This is a genomic window from Natronorubrum amylolyticum (assembly GCF_052040145.1).
Taxonomy (GTDB): Archaea; Halobacteriota; Halobacteria; order Halobacteriales; family Natrialbaceae; genus Natronorubrum.
The window spans coordinates 31,499-49,419 of record NZ_JBPPFW010000005.1 but is presented as its reverse complement, the minus strand read 5'-3'; the positions used below and the strand labels follow the sequence as shown (position 1 = coordinate 49,419).

Sequence of the window (17,921 nt, the reverse complement as noted above, 5' to 3'; positions counted from 1 at the left end):
AGAAAGCACGTGCAAGATACAGAGGATGAATGCAGCACGGTGGCCGTGTTCATTCCGTTCCCGATCTGTTGAATTGGCTGTGCTACTCGAACTGTAAACCTGTCATATTACAATCTGAGAGAAGAACCATAGCCTAAACGACAATCGCACTATATATGGTCCTTACACCTGATGAACTTTTCTGGGTGATAATGGCTTCAACTTTCAAATCATAGCTCTACTAGAGATGCTTGATTTTACTACAGAAGCTCCAAAACAACATAGATACCTGCAAAAGATGCGAAGACAAAGCCAAATATGAATGTATTAATTGCTGTTTTCTGTAAACTACTAATTTTGTCTCCAGTATCTTTATCAAATATATACGCTATTTTATCAGAAGTTATTTCAACATCTTCACGATCTTCCGTTTTGCTTTCACTAAATATTCCAATGACAGATATCCAGTCACCTGGCCTTATCGTGCCTTCACTAAATCGCAACCTGTCTTTGAATTCAAAGTTTGTTGGATCGAACGGGATCGGGTCTCCTGTGACTGTAGTCGGGACTGAGGATGAATCAGATATTGTGTATCTCGAATCGTGTGTGAGTGAAATCTCAGAACCATTTGAATGTATATGAGCCGTTCCGGTATGATCCTCAAGCATGAAATCAACGGCTCCTTTTCTGTTTTGCAAATCTTTCCAATAGTGGTCGTTTTCTGGATCTGCACTATCTCTTGAAGTCTTAGAGATTTTATATTCATATGCAACACATTCTTTGTCTTCGATTGGGGATTTTATCGAATTATCATAGCCTATAACAGTCCCACTTATTTGTACCATATCTCCCCGAGATAATGCTGCTGCTATCGATATTTCATCTGATTTTTTAATCGCTCTCAATTTTCGAAATGGTTTGATAGAATACGCAATCATCGTGATCCCGGCCGACAGGATTACTATAACAGTGATGATTTCATTCATACTCCTGTTACTAAGGGATACCTGCCAATAGATATCTTGCTCGGAACGAGCGATTAATCGACTCGTCTCTGCCGTCCAGCTGTTGTAAAAGCCTCAGCCCGTCTCACCACCTTCGTCTTTCGAGAGAGCAAAGTCACTATCGACGATCTTGACGATACTGGCAGTAAGAGATTGTATATGCGATCTGAATAGTCGGCCTTCCTCGAACCCTCTGTGCAAGACTCGCGCTGTGTATTCAGCACGATGCTACGAACCCTAATCAAATCTAATAGAACGGTCGCCGGTCAATAAGCTGAATCAGTGTCCACTCGTGTCGATCAATCGTCGGCCGTCATCCCCATCGCCTGCACGACCGGGTCGCCCGTCTCGCTCGAGACGAACGTCGTCGCGAGCCAGGATTCGGCCTGGGTCAGGCGGTACTGCAGCGTCGAGGTCGGAATCTCCTCGATCTCGGCGATCTCCTGAATCGAATGACGTCGCGGACTGTCGTAGTAGCCGTACTCGACGGCCAACTCGAGGGCTTCGCGCTGTTTGTAGGGTAACTCCGCCTGCGTCGCGTGCTCGTCTGGCCACTCCTGTGCGCCGCTGACGCGTTCGAACTCGAGGGTGAGACCCTCGCGCAGGTGCTCGTTGAGTTCGTCGTAGATCGGCCGCACGGCGGCATCGTCTTCGGCGAGAATGCGCCACTTGTACTCGTGGCCGTGCTGTTCGGCCCGACAGAGGACGCCGTCCTCGAGGTGCGTCGCGGCGAGGTAGGGGACCGATCGGCAGCCGTCGCCCTCCGATTGCCGGGAGTAGATGAGCCGACGCGTTGGCCGTTCGGCGAGGGTTTCGTAGGTCCAGTCGATCGGACAGCCGCCCATCCCGCGCACGCTCGAGCACCGAGAGAGGTTTGCCAACCGATCGTCGTAGACGGTGAGCGCTTCGCGCGGTCCCGTCACCTCGTCGAGTCGCCACATCGTCTCCGCGGTCGCGTGACAGGAGACAGTCCGCGCGTACAGGCCCGGATGGTCGATAAAAGCGTCCATCAGGTGATCCGCGCCCTGCTCGTAGGTGATCGTAAAGGCGAATTCGCGCATACGAATCCCAACGCGGTACGGCGGTATCAACGTCCCGTTGGCATATCCCAACTCCCCGCTCGCACGCTCGTCGTCGAGAGGCTAAACGGAGTCAGCGCTCCTCGAGCACGCCGTCTGCGACCAGTTCGTCGCGGGCCTCGGCCATCGAGGTGACGACGACGTCGCAGTGAGGTTCGACGGCCGGTTTCGGCTCGAAGCCGATCGCGAGACCCGCAACCTTCAGCATCGGCAGGTCGTTCGCGCCGTCGCCGATCGCGACGCAGTCGTCGAGGTCGGCCCCGACGTCGCTCGCGAGATTCTCGAGGGCGGTGTCTTTGGTTCCCTCGATGAGCGAGCCCGTTACATCGCCAGTTAGTTCGTCTTCAGTGTCGTTCATCGGCAGCTGATTCGAGACGATGTGATCGACCGAGACGCCCTCGCGCTCGAGTGCGCTCGCGACGCCGCGTTCGAACCCGCCGGTCAGAATCGCGGTCGTGACGCCGGCCTCGTTCAGTTCGGCGATCAGCTCCGCCGCGCCCTCGCGGAGTTCGACCTCGTCGAAGGCGGCCTGGGCGTCTTCAGCGGGAAGGCCCTCGAGCAGCGCGGCCCGCTTGCGGAGGCTCTCGGCGTAGTCGATCTCGTCGTTCATCGAGGCCTCGGTGATCTCGGCCATGTCGTCGGCGACCCCACACCGGTCGCCGAGCAGCACGGTCATCTCGGAGTCGGAAAGCGTCCCGTCGAAGTCGAAAGCGACGACTGTCATCGTCCGCCGGTTGTGCGGCCCCGAATAAACCAGTTCAGGTTTCGTCGCGCACGCGATTCGTTCGAGTGGATACCGACGATACAGGTCGCTTCGAGACCCACAGACTATTTAGCGTCTCGACTACTCCTCACTGCTGTGTCAAATCCGGACGAGCGGGTAGGGGATCGGTCCGGATCGAGTGGCGACGGGACCGCCGATTCGTTGCCGGACCCCCTCGCGGCGTACGACGAGGGCTCCTTTTTTCGTCAGTTAGTGGCGAACACCACCGAGGGGGTGCTTACGATCGCCGAGGATCACACGATCGTGTTCGCGAATCCGGCGATCGAGGACATTCTCGGCTACGCGCCCGACGAACTTATCGGCAAGTCGAAACTAACCGTCATTCCGGAGCGGCTCCGGCAGGCCCACGTCGCCGGACTGGAGGCGTACATCCGAACCGGCGACAAACACATCGACTGGGACGGCGTCGAACTCCCGGCGGTACACAAGGACGGACACGAGGTCCCCGTATCGATCAGCCTCTGGGAGCATCCGCGAAGCGAGGATCCCCGGCTGTTTACCGGGCTCTTCCGTGACATCTCCGAACGGAAACTTCGGGAACGGCGGTTCGAGGCCGTCTTCAACAACACCTACCAGTTCACTGGCTTGCTCGACCGCGAGGGAACGCTGCTCGAGGTCAACGAGACGACGCTTTCCGCGACCGGACTCGAGCGCGACGACCTCGTGGGAACGCCGCTTTGGGACTCGTTCTGGTTTCGGTCGTCCGACCGGGCGCGCCGTATCGCCCGTGAAGGTGTCGAGTGCGCCAGGGATGGGGAGTTCTTTCGGGAGGAGGTTCGCGTCCAGGGGGGCGACCGAACGGCGATCATCGACTTCTCCGTCCGTCCGGTGATGGACCACCGCGACGAGATCCGCTGGCTCCTCCCCGAGGGACGGGATATCACCGGTCACAGAACCCGGGAACAACACTTACACGTCCTCCATCGGCTGCTCCGGCACAACCTCCGCAACGATCTCAACGTCATCAGCGGCTACGCGGAGATGCTCGCGTCCGACGTCGACGACGAGTTTCGGGCGTACGCGGCCGAAATCGCCGCGACCGCCGCCGAACTGATCGACACGACCGAGACCGCCAAGAAGCTGGCCGACTCGACGCTCGAGCGCCACACGCGACAGTATCCCGTCGCCCTACAACCGGTGTTGTCCGCGGTCGTCGACGAACTCCGTGACGCCTACCCCGAGAGCACGATCGTCCGTCCCGACGAGGGCGACCTGCTGGTTACCGCCGACGAGCGGCTGGCGACCGTGTTTCGCGAGGTCATCGAGAACGCGATCGAACACACCGATCAGCGACACCCGGTCGTAAAACTCGGCGTCACCGCCGACGCCGAGACGGTCGACGTTTTTGTTACCGACGACGGTCCCGGAATTCCCGAAACGGAACAGACCGGTATCTTCAACGAGGAGCCGGTGACCCAGACCGACCACGGCAGCGGGTTGGGCCTGTGGCTCACCGAGTTGATCCTCGACGATTACGGCGGCTCGCTAGCGTACGACTCCTGTTCGGCGAACGGGAGTCGCGTGACGATCACGCTGCCGCGGCGGAACGACCTCGAGGACTGAGCCATTTCGCCGGAGCAGCCCTCGCAGCGGACGGATCACCGATATCACAACGCTGACTCGGCGGCCGCCTCGTTGCGGCGCGAGGTCTACGGAATGCGCTCTACGGAGCAGTGATCCTCGGTCGTGTCATTCTCTCCATCGGGGGTCCGGGAGTCGGGGTGGTCGGCCGTGGCACCGTTTCGCGTTCAGCGTGGCGATTTCGCCCGCGACCAGATCATTTATTGTCACCTGAACGGAACGAGTCGACAGCACTGAGTATCGATGCGTTCTCCGTCACCCTCGGATCGACGCGGCGATCTGGACGATTTCAGGCCGATCCTCCTCGCGAACCTCTTGCCGCTGGCCGGCGTCCTCTGGCTCGGCTGGGAGCCGGCGACGCTCGTGTTCCTCTACGGCCTCGAGATTCTGCTGTCGCTGGTGCTCGCCGGCGGGAAGGCGCTGTTCGCCCAGCGGCCGCCGCCGACGGACCGCGACGGCGTCGTCTCCGTCTCTGAGGCGAGTCTGACGGCCAAACGCGGCAGCGTCCGTGTGAGCGACTCCCTACCGCCGATCTATCCACGCAATGTTCCGTTCGCGCTCGGCGTGACCGGCGGACTCGTGCTGTACGGCGTCTTCCTCGTCGTCGTTCTGTCGCTGACCCTCGAGAGCGGTTCCGGACTGACGCGGCCGGACGTCCTGTTCGGACTCCTCGCGCTCGTCGGCGGCCAGCTCGTGGAGACGAGACGGCAGTACTTCGGCCGCCGAGAGTACGAACGCGTCTCGCCGTACGCCGTCGTCGAGACGCCCGCTCGACAGCTTTTCGTGCTGGTGTTCGTTCTGATCCCCCTCGCTCCCGCACTCGGGTCGACCGGCGTCCTCGCCGTCGTCATCTGTTTAAAGCTGCTCGTCGAGTGGTCGTCGTTCCGAGCGAGTCACGACACCGAGACCGAGAGCGCCGCCAACCGCTTCGTCGCTCGTTTCGTCGGGTGGTTCTCCGGTCCGACGGAGTCAGCCGACGAACGGGACCCCGTTCGCGCCCCGGAGACGGCGCCGGACGAACGGGTTCGTCCCGCGCGGAACGCCCTCCTGCTCGAGGGTGCCCTGCTCTCCATTTGGACCGTCGCCTTTTTCGTCCCCTTCTTCGGGACCATGTGGCTCTTCATCGTGCTCGCAGTTACGGCGTGGTCGGGCTCGCTGTTACTGTTCTGGCTTGGCGTCGTCGCGTCCGCCCTCCTGTTGGTCGTCGCGCTCGGGATTCGGGTCGCCACCCACTACCTCGAGTACGGCACGCTCGAGTACCAGCGTCGCGGGGACTACATCGTCGCGTACGACCATGTTCTGGAGGAGCCCCAGTGGGCGTCGTCGATCTACCGGCTCCGGGACGTGACGGTCGTCGGCGACCGGATAACCGATCGGTTGCTCGGGACGCGGACGATCCGGGTGACGACCGGGATCCGATCGACGGAGACCGAGCGCCGGCTCGGCCCGGTCACCGATCCCGAGCGGCTGGTCGAGGTGTTCGAACTCCCGGTTGCGACGACCGATCTCGAGCCGGTCAATCGTCCGCTCGCGGCCGGTGCCGTTCTCCTCGCCGTCGGTATCGTCCTCACGGCTGCCGCGTTTCTCGTCGCACCCGGTGTCTCCGTGGACGCTCGTCTCGACGCGCTGGTGTACGCGCCGTTTCTCATGCTCGTGCCGGCGGGGCTGTGGAAGCTGGCCTGTCGCTAGTCGGGTCGGTTGCCCGTCCACCAGCGAGTCGTCGTACGAACGATTCGGCGGGCGGTGCCGGGAGTCGCGATCGAAGACACTCTTCGAGACGGAGTCCCGAACCACAGCTAATTGCTCGGCGGTATCGACTGATTTCCCGCATCTCCGTGAGACGATATCGCACGGGTCTCCCGGGACGAACCCTCTCACGGGACCGACAGTCGTTCGTCGAGCGAGGGGTTTGACTGTCTCGAGCAACAGTCGATGGTGCTCGGGTAATTTCAATCCAGCGGTGGAACGATCGAACTGGATTTTCACCTGTCTGATCATCTCCAGTAGCGGCTATGACACACACACGACGAGCGATACTCAAGTCGGTCGGTGCGATGGGCGCGATCAGCGTTGTCAGTGGATCCGCGCTCGGACAGCAGCAGGGACAGGAGCCCTCGACGGGCAGTGTGCTTGTCAGCGTCGCCCACTTCTCGCCGGACGCGCCGCCCGTGGATTTCTACTTCAACGATTACCCCATCGCGGCGAATATCGGCTACGACGAGATGACCAACTACGTCGAACTCCAAGCCGGTACGTACTCCGTTTCGCTCGCCGAGGCCGGCGAGACTGAGCGACACGGCAACATCATGTTCGATCTCGAGCCCGGTTATTACACGGTTATGCTCTACGGACTCACTGAGATGAACTCGCTGCAACTGGACAGTCGATTCGAGGCCACGTCGGAGTATCAACTCCCGGAGCAGGGACAATCGGACGTGGGACTGGTCCACGTGTCGCCGGATGCGCCGGCCGTCGACGTCGTCGTCGACGGCGAGACGGTGCTCTTCGAGTCCGTCCAGTACGGCGACGCAACGTCGTATATCGACCTGCCCGCGGGGACCCACACGATGGATCTCATCCCCTCGAGCGAGAGTCCCGCCGAGACCGAGGACGCTGTCACTGATACCGACTCGACGGTCGAAGGTGAACCGATCGACGAGGCGTATCCGATCCCCGGGGACGATCCGGCACCGGAACCGGACGGTGGGGATACCGGCGAGGGCTATCCACCCGAAGCACCGACTGGACCCGAGCCGTATCCACCGGAGTCGGACGATGGCTACCCGGACGACGGCTATCCGGACGACAGCTATCCGGATGACGGCGACTCGGACGGCGACTACCCGGACGATGAGTACCCGATCGAAGAGCCGACCGAACCGGAGGACGTGCAACCGACCGATCCGGAGACGTCGGACCCGCTCTTGTCGTTCGAGTTCGAGTTCGCCTCGCGAGCCGTCTACACGTGCTGGATCATCGGCTATGCGGATGTTGGGGCACCCGAGGATCGACAGCTGTCGGTCAGCATCTTTCGAGACGGTCCGACGATGGAAGGCACCAGCAACTACTGATCGTTACCGCGTCGGCCGTGAGTCCACTGCGGACAATTTTTGCCACGCCTCCCAACAACGGAAGGGTTTACCTGCTCCACACGATTGTCTCGCGCATGAAGGTTCTCGTCACGGATCCGATCGCTGATGCGGGTCTGGACGTACTCAGAGATGCCGGCCACGAGGTCGAGACAGGCTACGAACTCGAGGGTGCGGCCCTCCTCGAGGCGGTGTCGGACGCCCACGGACTGATCGTCCGCTCGGGCACCGAAGTCACCGACGAGGTCCTCGAGGCGGCCGAGGAACTCGTCATCGTCGGCCGCGCCGGCATCGGCGTCGACAACATCGATATCGAGGCTGCTACGGACGAAGGCGTTATCGTCGCCAACGCTCCCGAGGGGAACGTTCGCGCGGCCTCCGAACACACCGTCGCGATGACGTTCGCGGCCGCGCGCTCGATCCCGCAGGCCCACATCCGCCTGAAGAACGGCGAGTGGGCCAAAAGCGAGTATCTCGGCGCCGAACTCGACACCAAGACGCTCGGTGTCGTCGGCCTCGGCCGCGTCGGCCAGGAGGTCGCCAAGAAACTCGACTCGCTGGGCATGGACATCGTCGCCTTCGACCCTTACATCTCCGAGGAGCGCGCCGACCGCCTCGGCGCCGAACTCGTCGACTTCGAACCGTGCCTCGAGCGCGCCGACTTCCTGACGATCCACACGCCGCTGACGCCCGAGACGGAGGGGATGATCGGCGAGGACGAACTCGATCTGCTCGAGGACGGCTACATCGTCAACGTCGGCCGCGGCGGCATCATTCAGGAGGACGCCCTCGCCGCCAAGGTCGAGGACGGCACGCTCGCCGGCGCGGCGCTGGACGTCTTCGCCGAGGAACCGCTCTCGGCGGACTCGCCGCTGCTCGAGCACGAGGACATCATCGTCACGCCCCACCTCGGCGCGTCGACCGAGGCCGCCCAGGAGAACGTCGCGACCTCGACGGCCGAGCAGGTCAGCGCCGCACTCGTCGGGGACCCCGTCGCGAACGCGCTCAACGCGCCGTCGATCGACGAGGCCGCGTTTCCCCGCCTCGAGCCCTACATCGATATCGCCGAGACGGCCGGCAAGGTCGCCGCCCAACTCCTCGAGGGTCGCATCGAGGACATCGAAATCTCCTACGAGGGCGACATCGCCGACGAAGACGTCGAGTTCGTCACCGCCAGCGCGTTGAAGGGCGTCTTCGAACCGCTCGAGTGGCAGGTCAACGCCGTCAACGCGCCCCAGATTGCGGAGGACCGCGGCGTCGACGTCACCGAATCGAAAACGCGGCAGGCCGCGGACTTCCAGAGCCTGATCTCGGTGACCGTCAGCAACGACGACGACGAGGTGTCGGTCGACGGCACCCTCTTTGCGGGCGACGACCCGCGGATCGTTCGCGTCGACGGCTATCGTGTCGACGCCATCCCTCACGGAAAGATGGTCGTCACGCGCAACACCGACGAACCCGGCGTTATCGGTCTCATCGGCTCCGTGATGGGCAAACACGGCGTCAACATCGCCGGCATGTTCAACGCCCGCGAGACCATCGGCGGCGAGGCGCTGACGGTGTACAACGTCGACAGTCAGGTCCCCGACGAAGCGAAGGAGGAACTCGAGGAAGACGACCGGATCATCGGCATCAACTACATCACGCTGAACGGACAGGCGTAGGGACGGTTCGGCGGCCATCGATTCCGTAACGAGCCGACCATTTCTTGTCTCCGAAATTGTATTTCTCCCACAGTAATGTCTCTCGAGCGTGACGATGCGACCGGATGCTCGACTCGTTCCCCCGTCCCGCTGCCGAAATGGTCGAACTCGTCGTCGTTTTCGCACTCGTGACGGTCGTTTTGCTGCTGCTCGTTCCGTTCGTCGGACGGATGGTCGGGTATCTGTTTACCGCAATCGCGGTCGTCTATCTGTTCCGCCGCGCGACCGATGTGTAATCGATGACCGGCGAGCGATGGACGTCCGCGGAATCGAGCGCGTGACGTCTCAGTGCTCGCGACGGAGGTCTCGCGGTCACCGTTTCGCGTCGGGCTTCGGGGGCAGCGTCTGGAGACAGTTCCGGCAGTAGGTGTAGTAATGGTCGTTCGTCGTTCCGCAGGCGCGGCATCTGACCGGCTGATCGATCTGCGTGTTGGAGCCCATCGCCGACGCTCCGGTCTCGAGGCCAATATCGGGTGCGCTGACGTTTGCAAGCCTGAACGGGAAGCGCCGGTCTCGAGACCGCGACCGTCCGCTGGGTTCCCGACAGGTCCGATTGCCAGTACGCGAGGTTATTCCCTCCGGGAACGTAGTTCTCGGAGAGGCGAACCCAATGTCACTCGCATCCCACCCATCCGAACCCCGATCGACTCCGAGTTCCACCGCCGACGCAGCGGAGAGTCGGTGGATGCTGCGCAAGGGGCTCGGTCTCGCCGTCATCTCGATCTTCGCCCTGCTCCTGTTGACGATCGGGCTCGAGGTGCTGTCCGGGTTGATCGTCGTGCCGTCGGATGCCGGGCCGCTCGCTCTCGGACTCTGGCTCGTCGCGTTGTCGCTCGTCGTGATCCTGTTCGCGCTGCCGTCAGAGGACGACGAACGGAGCGAGAAGCGGCAGGCGAACTGACGATTTTTGAACCCGTACGCGACTCGAGACCGTCGCGTTCGCATCCAGCACGAATGTCGGCAAGCCGAGGGCGACGACCGAGACGCGATACCGTGACAAAAGACCTATCGGCGTCCCAAACCATCCCTCGTCTATGGACGACGACGTTGCGGTCGACTTCGGCGAGGACGGACTCGTCCCCGCCGTCGCACAGGACGCCGAGACGGGCGAGGTGCTGATGCTCGCCTACGTTTCCCCCGAGGCGCTCGAGCGCACGCGTGAGACCGGGACGGCCCACTACTACTCCCGGAGCCGTGACGAGCTCTGGCAGAAGGGGAAGACGAGCGGCCACACCCAGGCCGTCGACGAGGTCCGCGTCGACTGCGACGCCGACACGCTGCTCTACCTGGTCGATCAAGCGGGCGGCGCCTGCCACACCGGCCACCGGTCGTGCTTCTACCGGACGATCGAGGGCGAGAACGTCGGCGACCGAGTGTTCGATCCCGACGCCGTCTACGACGACTAATCGCACATGAGCGAACGCGTCCACCACTCCGGCGCGGATGCGAGCCCAGACGAACAGACGCCGCTCGAGGCGCTCGAGGCGGCCCGCGAACGCTTCGAGCGAGCGGAAGCACGGATCGAAGACCACGGCGGCGAGGCCGTCACCGACGCGGCCGAGGCGTATCGGGACGCGACGGACCTCCTCGAGAACTACGTCGACCGAGCGACGGGCACCGGCCGAGAAAACTTCCAGGCCTACGTCCAGTTAGAGGGGAAGTTCGACTCGCTGGTGACGAGTCTGCCCGACGATCTGAAGGGCCGCGAGGCGTTCGAGGCGGCCCTCGACGCGATCGACAAGCGCCGGCTCAGCGAGTCGGACTTCGAGCGGGCACACGACGCCCTCGAACCGGCGGCCCAGTACGCCGAACTGCTCGAAGAACGCGAGGCCGCCCGCGAGGCGATCGACGACGCGCGGACGGCGGCCGGGAAACGTTACCGACGACTCGACGACGAGATCGCGGACCACGAGCGACTGCTCGAACTCGCGAACGCGGATCTCGAGGCTCCCGTCGAGGAGCTTCGCGAGCCGATCGAGAGCTACAACGAGGCGATCGACGCGGCGTTTCAGGCGTTTCGACTCGAGGCATCGGCCCGCGACGTGTTCGCCCTGCTCGACCGGAGTCGCTGGTACCCCTTCGTCGACTACCAGCAGCCCCCCGACGATCTGGCGGCCTACGTTCGAGACGATCCGGCCGGCGAGTACACGATCCCCGAGCTACTGGAGTACGCGAACTACTCGCACTCGAAACTCGACCACTATGTCGCGAGCGCGGACGAACTCAAGCGGCGGGTCGCGACCCAGCAGACGTTCCTCGACGGGATCGACGCCGAGCCGCTGACGATCGAGTGGCCGCCGGACGAGGCGGGGGTCCTCCGGCGGCGGACGCGCGAAATGCGCCCGTTCGTCGCCCGCGTGGCGGACGAGGAGTGCGTCGCGAAACTCCGCTCGATCCGTCGACTTGCGACCGATCCCGCGTTCGACTACGACCGACTGCAGACGGCGGCCCAGGCGGTCGCCCAGCTCACCCCCGCCGAACGCGAGCGGCTGGCCGACGGCCGTGTCGCCGACGAACTCGAGGCCCTGCGAACCGAGCGGGAACGGCTCGAAGCGACGCTCGAGATCGACGATCCAGTGTAGGACCATCGGGGCCGTCGCGGCTCGTTCGGGGCCGCACCGAGCGAGGCTTTTTCTCTCGCTGCCGCCTGTACTAGGCATGACCGAACGTCGGGATCAGCAACTCCAGGAGAGCGACCAGCAGTTTCGCTCGCTCGTCGATGCCGTCGAGGAGTACGCGATTTTCATGCTCGATCTCGAGGGCTACGTCGTCACGTGGAACGAGGGGGCGAGACAGATCAAAGGCTACGAACGCGAGGAGATTCTGGGCGAACACTTCTCGCGGTTCTACACCGACGCGGATCGGGACGCAGGAGTTCCAGCGAGGAACCTCGCCGCCGCTGCCGACGCGGAGTCGACCGAGGACGAGGGGTGGCGCCGCAGAAAGGACGGGACGGAGTTCTGGGCGAACGTCCGAATCACCACCGTTACAGACGACGACGGGGAGATCCAGGGCTACGCGAAAGTCACTCGCGATATGACCGACCGTCGCGAACGCGAACGGCAACTCCGGCGCGAACGCAATCTGACGGATCGAATCCTCGAGACCAGTCCCGTCGGCATTCAGGTCCTCGATGCGAACGGCGAGGTAACGCGGATGAACGAGCGCCTCAGAGACATTCTCGACGTTCCGCGGGAGTCGGCCGACGCGTACGAGCCGTCTGACAGAGTCGTCTACGACGAAGCCGGCAACCGGCTCTCGATCGACGACCATCCGTTCACGCACACGCTGGCGACGGGCGAATCCGTCTACGACCGCGTGCTTCGGATCGAACAGCCCGGCGGCGACGACCGGTGGATCTCGACGAACACCGCGCCGTTGCGATCCGAGGATGGCGAAATCGACCGCGTCGTCGCCTCCGCCGAGGACGTCACGCACCTCAAAGAGCGCGAACGGCGACTCGAGCGCCGCACGGACGAGCTCTCGGCCGAGTTGAGCGAAGTCTACGGCCGGATCACGGACGGACTCATCGCGCTCGACGAGGACTGGGTGTTCACCCACGTCAACGACCGGGCCGAGGAGATCCTCGAGACCGAGCGCGAGGAACTCCTCGGCGCGACGCTCTGGGAGGCGTTCCCCGACCTGGCCGGGTCGCCGTTCGAAACGTGCTACCGGGAGGCGATGGAGAGTCAGGAGTCGTCCTCCATCACGGAGTACTATCCGGCGCTCGACACCTGGTTCAAAGACTACGTCTACCCCTCCGAAACGGGGCTTTCGATCTACTTCCGAGACGTCACCGAACAGAAGGAACGCGAACGAGAGCGCGACCGCTACGAGACGCTCGTCGAGACGATCGACGACGGGGTGTACGCGCTCGACGCGGACCGGCGGTTCACGCTCGTCAACGACGGCTTTCTGGCGATGACGGGCTTCTCTCGAGAGGACCTGCTCGGCGCGCACGCGTCCGTCGTCTTCGGCGACGAGTTCGACGCGGTCGAAGCGGAACGATCGAACGTCGACGAGGCCGACGTGAACCCGACCTTCGAGGAATCCATCCGAACGGCGACGGGCGAGAAACTCACGATCGAGAGTCGATTCGCCGTCCTCGAGGACGATGACGTCCGCGTCGGCGTCACTCGTGATATCACCGATCGTAAGGAGCGCGAACGGATCCTCGAGGAGTCCGAACAGCGCTATCGGACGTTGGTCAACTACTTCCCCGGCGGTCTCGTGACCCTGTTCGACCACGATCTCCGGTACACGTTGGCCGCGGGACAGGGGTTCGACCGCATTCCCGTCGAACCCGACGATATCGAGGGGAAAACCGTCGTAGACGCCTGGCCCGGCGACACTGCCGACGCGCTCGAGCCGATCTTTCGGGCCGCACTCGAGGGGGAGGAAGCCGCGGCCGAGATGGAGTACGCGGATCGCGAGTGGCGCGTGCGAGCGATTCCGATCACGGACGAGCGGGGTGACGTCTTCGCCGGAATGACGATGTCGCAGGATATCACGGAACAGAAAGCCTACGAGCGGTACCTCGAGGACGCGAAAGCCCAGCTCGAGGCGGCGACCGAGGCCGGCGCAGTCGGCACCTGGGAGTGGCAGATTCAGACGGATCGGTTCGTCACCGGCGCGTCGTTCGCCCGCACATTCGGCCTCGATCCCGACGCCGCTCGGGAGGGCGTTCCCCTCGAGCGGATCACCTCGTCAGTCCACGAGGCGGATCGCGAGCGCGTCGAAGCGGCGATCACCGACGCCGTCGCCTCCTGTGGCGAGTACGAGGAGGAGTACCGCGTCTGGAACGCCGACGGGGAACTCCGGTGGGTCGTCGCTCGCGGCTACGTCGAGACCGACGAGACGGGAACTCCCGAGACGTTCCCCGGCGCGATCACGGATATCACGGACCGAAAACGCGCCGAAATCGCCCTCGAGAAGAGCCAGAAACAGCTCCAGACGCTGTTCGAACTCCTCCCTGTCGGCGTCGTGGTCGCGAACGCCGACGGCCAACTCGTCGAGGCTAACGACGCCGCCAAGGAGATCTGGGGCGGAGACGTCTTCGATGCGGCGTCGGTCGAGGAGTACGAGCAGTACACCGCACGCTGGGCTGAGAACGGTGAATCGGTCGAGTCCGGGGAGTGGACGATGTCTCGCGTCCTCGAGGGAGAGATCGTCACGGATCCGGACATCTTCGAGATCGAGGCCGCCGACGGCGAGGAACGGATCGTCATGATCCACGGGATGCCGGTCCGCGACGCGAACGGCGAGATCAGTCGCGGTGTCGTCACCCAGACGGAGATCACCGAACGCCGGGAGTACCAGCGAAAACTCGAGGAGACGGTCTCGAAACTCGAGACGTCGAACGAACGGCTCGAACAGTTCGCCTACGCCGCCAGCCACGACCTCCAGGAGCCGTTACGGATGGTCTCGAGCTACCTCCAGCTCGTCGAGCGCCGGTACGGCGACGACCTCGACGACGACGGCGAGGAGTTTCTCGCGTTCGCGATCGACGGCGCCGACCGGATGCGCGAGATGATCGACGGCCTACTCGCCTACTCACGCGTCGATACGCAGGGCGATCCGCTCGAGCCGACCGACCTCGAGACCGTCGTCGCGGACGCACTCGAGGACCTTCAGCTGCGGATCGACGAGGAATGCGCCGAGATCACGGTCGAGTCGTTGCCGCGAGTTCGTGGCGACGCCAACCAGCTTCGGCAGGTGTTCCAGAACTTCCTCTCGAACGCGCTCGAGTACAGCGACGACGAGCCGCGAGTCCGCATCGAGAGCGAGCGCGACGGGAGGATGTGGACCGTCTCGGTTATCGACGACGGGATCGGTATCGAGCCCGCGGAGACTCACCGCATCTTCGAGGTGTTCCAGCGCTTGCACAGTCGCGACGAACATCCGGGAACGGGGATCGGGCTGGCGCTCTGTCAGCGGATCATCGAACGCCACGGCGGGGAGATCCGAGTCGACTCGACGCCCGGCGAGGGCTCGACGTTCTCCGTGTCGCTACCGGCGGTGGATCGCCGGCTCGAGTGACGGCTACGCTCGTTCGAGGGCCCAAAACGGCCACTGAACCCGCATTAGTCGGCTCGTATCCGAATCGGTCAGCGCGGCTGACTGTCCGAAAAGTAGTCCTAAGTTGACACCACTCTGTTAATGTACAGCGATATCCTATCGGGTGGCGATGAGTCACTGGAACCGCCTCTTCACCGTACTGGGCGTCCTCATTCTCGCCAGTGCAGGCGGGTCGATACTGTATACGCTCGTCATCAACGGGGACCGGCCGGAAGTGGCTCTGTTGGAGGTCGTCATCGACGCGGTTCTGATCGGGTTCCCTGGAGCCGTGATGGTGTACGTCGGCGTCTGGTTGCCGACCACGACGATTCCGCCCGAACTCTATTCCCGGATCGCCGCGTGGACTGCCGGCGGCGTCGCCGCGATAACGCTCGCCGTCGGCCTGCGTGAACTCCACCCCGGCGTCGACCTCGATCTCACGGTCGGGACGCATCTAATCCTGCTGTCGATCGGGTCGGTCACCGGACTCCTGGCCGGCGTTCAGAACGCACGCACCCTCACGCAGGCGAAAGCGCTCGAGCGGAAAAACGCCGAACTGGAGCAGAAGTACGAACTCGAGAAACAGAACGAGCGACTGCGGCAGACGGAACAGCGCCTCGAGGAGGCGGTCTCGGAGCTTGAATCCTCGAACGAGCGCTTAGAGGAGTTCGCGTACGCCGCTTCCCACGACTTACAGGAGCCGCTGCGCATGGTGACGAGCTACCTCGAACTCCTCGAGCGCCGGTACGGCGACGACCTCGATTCCGACGCCGAGGAGTTCATCGCGTACGCAGTCGACGGTGCCGACCGGATGCGCGCGATGATCGACGGTCTGCTCGAGTACTCGCGGGTCGAAACGGAGGGCGAGCAGTTCGAACCCGTCGACCTCGACGCCGTACTCGACGACGTCTGCACCGATCTGCAGTTCAAAATCGAGGAGCACGACGCCGAACTCACCCGCGACCCGTTACCCACCGTTGACGGCGACGAGAATCAGTTGCGACAGGTGTTCCAGAACCTCCTCTCGAACGCGATCGACTACAGCGGCGACGAGCCGCCGCGAATTCACGTTTCGGCTGAACCATCGCGAGAGGACGGTACAGCCCCGGGGTCCGCGGGGACGGAGTGGACGATCGCCGTCCGCGACGAGGGGGTCGGTATCGATCCCGACGACCGCGACCGCATCTTCAACATCTTTCAACGGCTCCACTCGATCGACGAACAGAGCGGCTCGGGTATCGGGCTGGCGGTGTGCAAGCGGATCGTCGAGCGTCACGGCGTCCGAGCGAACAGCGTGAGACCGGAGTCGACAGACGAGCGACGTGAGTCCGTCGGTGGCGAGATCTGGGTGGAGTCCGAACCGGGTGTGGGATCGACGTTTCGCTTCACGCTGCCCGAGGAAAATCAGGCGTCGAAGAACCGGCAGCCGGGTGAAGGGGCGGTCGACAGTCACCCTCGCGACGGCTGAGCCGATCGAGAGGCGTACTCGGTATTCATCAGGTAGCGAGCAGCGGGGACGATAACTGAAGGCGACGGCCGTCCTACGACCAGTATGACCAGACACCTGCTCGTTCCGATGGACGACTCCGAACGGGCTCGAGCGGCCCTCGAACACGCCGTCTCGCTCTTCCCGGACGACGAGGTGACGGTGCTCCACGTGGTCGACGATCTCGAGGCGGGCTACGGTGGCGGTCGGCCGCCGGTGACGACCGGGGGCGGGGAGCGCATAGACGACGAACCCGACTTCTTCGAGGACGTGCGCTCGATCGCGGCCGCGCACGACAGAACGGTCGAGACGACCGTTATCGAGGGAACGTCGGCCGACGCGATCCTCGAGTACGCTCGCGAGCACGACGTCGATCAGATCGTGATGGGGAGTCAGGGTCGATCGGGCGTCTCGCGGATGCTGCTCGGCAGCATCGCGGAGGCCGTAACGCGGAAGTCGTCGGTGCCGGTGACGATCGTGCCGTAGCCGCCGGTCCGAGTAGCACGGTCGTCCAGATGCAATCCAAACCCGGCTCGAGAAGTTGACAGCCGTCGAATCACCGGGGTTTTTCGTGTGAGTCACGTTCGTTCCGGTATGGACGATCGGGTGGGGACGACGCTGCACACCGGCCTCCTCATCTCGACGACGGCCGTGATGGCGTGGCTGTCCGGTCTCCCGCTGCTCTTTCCGAGTCTCGGTCCGTCCGCGTTCGTGCTCGCGCTGTTTCAGGACAGCGACGCGACCGCGCCTCGACGGGTGATCGGCGGCCACGCGATCGGTGTCGCGGCCGGCCTCTTCGCCTACCACCTGCTCGGGGCCAGCGTGTCGATGACGACCGTCGCCGATCCCGGAACGTTCGAGGGGCTTCGACTCGCCGCGAGTAGCGTACTGGCGACGATGTTGACCGTTGCCGGCATGCTCTTTACCGATACACGCCATCCGCCGGCGTGTGCGACGACGCTGATCGTCTCGCTCGGATTGTTGTCGACGCTCCTCGAGGGAGCGTTGATCGTCGTTACCGTCGTGGTGCTCGTCGCCGCACACCAGCTCCTGCTCGCGACGGAACGAGCGGGAGCGCGGTACGAGAAGAAGTTTCGGTCGTAGCGACTCGAGTTGATCTGATTCTACCGGACTACGAGCGCTACCGCTGGTTAGTTTT

16 protein-coding genes are annotated in these 17,921 nt (G+C 63.3%); 12 read left to right on the top strand and 4 right to left on the bottom strand.

Annotation, left to right across the window (positions count from 1 at the left end; all coding sequences use genetic code 11):
• Nucleotides 1-239: 239 nt before the first annotated feature.
• The 3 genes from ACSFDB_RS18050 to serB form a co-directional block, all read right to left on the bottom strand.
• Nucleotides 240-965, bottom strand: a complete 726-nt coding sequence (locus tag ACSFDB_RS18050; protein ID WP_440772304.1) for a hypothetical protein — start codon at nt 963-965, stop codon at nt 240-242.
• 317 nt (nt 966-1,282) lie between these two features.
• Nucleotides 1,283-2,044 (bottom strand): helix-turn-helix domain-containing protein, encoded by a 762-nt coding sequence (locus ACSFDB_RS18045; RefSeq protein WP_440772303.1) that lies wholly within the window; start codon nt 2,042-2,044, stop codon nt 1,283-1,285.
• A 91-nt stretch (nt 2,045-2,135) separates the two neighbouring features.
• Nucleotides 2,136-2,786, bottom strand: a complete 651-nt coding sequence (serB, locus tag ACSFDB_RS18040; RefSeq protein WP_440772302.1) for a phosphoserine phosphatase SerB — start codon at nt 2,784-2,786, stop codon at nt 2,136-2,138.
• A gap of 135 nt (nt 2,787-2,921) precedes the next feature.
• Here serB and ACSFDB_RS18035 point away from each other — a divergent pair, with 135 nt between their 5' ends.
• From ACSFDB_RS18035 to ACSFDB_RS18015, 5 genes are all read left to right on the top strand, one after another.
• Complete coding sequence (locus ACSFDB_RS18035; protein WP_440772301.1) at nt 2,922-4,409, top strand: PAS domain S-box protein; 1,488 nt, start codon at nt 2,922-2,924, stop codon at nt 4,407-4,409.
• Nucleotides 4,410-4,670: 261 nt separating this feature from the next.
• Nucleotides 4,671-6,116, top strand: a complete 1,446-nt coding sequence (locus ACSFDB_RS18030; protein WP_440772300.1) for a DUF6498-containing protein — start codon at nt 4,671-4,673, stop codon at nt 6,114-6,116.
• A 323-nt stretch (nt 6,117-6,439) separates the two neighbouring features.
• Nucleotides 6,440-7,498 carry a DUF4397 domain-containing protein gene (locus ACSFDB_RS18025; protein ID WP_440772299.1) on the top strand — a complete coding sequence of 353 codons (1,059 nt, stop codon included), beginning with the start codon at nt 6,440-6,442 and terminating at the stop codon, nt 7,496-7,498.
• Nucleotides 7,499-7,593: 95 nt separating this feature from the next.
• Nucleotides 7,594-9,180 carry a phosphoglycerate dehydrogenase gene (serA, locus tag ACSFDB_RS18020; protein WP_440772298.1) on the top strand — a complete coding sequence of 529 codons (1,587 nt, stop codon included), beginning with the start codon at nt 7,594-7,596 and terminating at the stop codon, nt 9,178-9,180.
• A gap of 104 nt (nt 9,181-9,284) precedes the next feature.
• Nucleotides 9,285-9,455 carry a hypothetical protein gene (locus tag ACSFDB_RS18015; protein WP_440772297.1) on the top strand — a complete coding sequence of 57 codons (171 nt, stop codon included), beginning with the start codon at nt 9,285-9,287 and terminating at the stop codon, nt 9,453-9,455.
• A 76-nt stretch (nt 9,456-9,531) separates the two neighbouring features.
• Here the strand turns inward: ACSFDB_RS18015 and ACSFDB_RS18010 are convergent, their stop codons facing one another.
• Nucleotides 9,532-9,660 carry a DUF7577 domain-containing protein gene (locus tag ACSFDB_RS18010; protein ID WP_440772296.1) on the bottom strand — a complete coding sequence of 43 codons (129 nt, stop codon included), beginning with the start codon at nt 9,658-9,660 and terminating at the stop codon, nt 9,532-9,534.
• A gap of 169 nt (nt 9,661-9,829) precedes the next feature.
• On the opposite strand from ACSFDB_RS18010, the gene ACSFDB_RS18005 reads away from it, so the two are divergent.
• The 7 genes from ACSFDB_RS18005 to ACSFDB_RS17975 all read left to right on the top strand — a co-directional run bounded on the left by ACSFDB_RS18005 (nt 9,830) and on the right by ACSFDB_RS17975 (nt 17,866).
• Nucleotides 9,830-10,120: a hypothetical protein gene (locus ACSFDB_RS18005; RefSeq protein WP_440772295.1), complete on the top strand. Its 291-nt coding sequence runs from the start codon at nt 9,830-9,832 to the stop codon at nt 10,118-10,120.
• Nucleotides 10,121-10,253: 133 nt separating this feature from the next.
• The gene (hisI, locus tag ACSFDB_RS18000) at nt 10,254-10,625 is read left to right on the top strand and encodes a phosphoribosyl-AMP cyclohydrolase (protein ID WP_440772294.1); all 372 of its coding nucleotides are present in this window, start codon (nt 10,254-10,256) and stop codon (nt 10,623-10,625) included.
• 6 nt (nt 10,626-10,631) lie between these two features.
• Nucleotides 10,632-11,801: a DUF7118 family protein gene (locus ACSFDB_RS17995; RefSeq protein ID WP_440772293.1), complete on the top strand. Its 1,170-nt coding sequence runs from the start codon at nt 10,632-10,634 to the stop codon at nt 11,799-11,801.
• A gap of 76 nt (nt 11,802-11,877) precedes the next feature.
• On the top strand, nt 11,878-15,258 hold the full coding sequence (locus ACSFDB_RS17990; RefSeq protein ID WP_440772292.1) for a PAS domain S-box protein: 3,381 nt from the start codon (nt 11,878-11,880) through the stop codon (nt 15,256-15,258).
• 148 nt (nt 15,259-15,406) lie between these two features.
• On the top strand, nt 15,407-16,744 hold the full coding sequence (locus tag ACSFDB_RS17985; protein ID WP_440772291.1) for a sensor histidine kinase: 1,338 nt from the start codon (nt 15,407-15,409) through the stop codon (nt 16,742-16,744).
• 84 nt (nt 16,745-16,828) lie between these two features.
• Complete coding sequence (locus ACSFDB_RS17980) at nt 16,829-17,248, top strand: universal stress protein (protein ID WP_440772290.1); 420 nt, start codon at nt 16,829-16,831, stop codon at nt 17,246-17,248.
• Between the two features lie 108 nt (nt 17,249-17,356).
• Nucleotides 17,357-17,866, top strand: a complete 510-nt coding sequence (locus tag ACSFDB_RS17975) for an HPP family protein (RefSeq protein WP_440772289.1) — start codon at nt 17,357-17,359, stop codon at nt 17,864-17,866.
• The last annotated feature ends 55 nt before the right edge of the window (nt 17,867-17,921 follow it).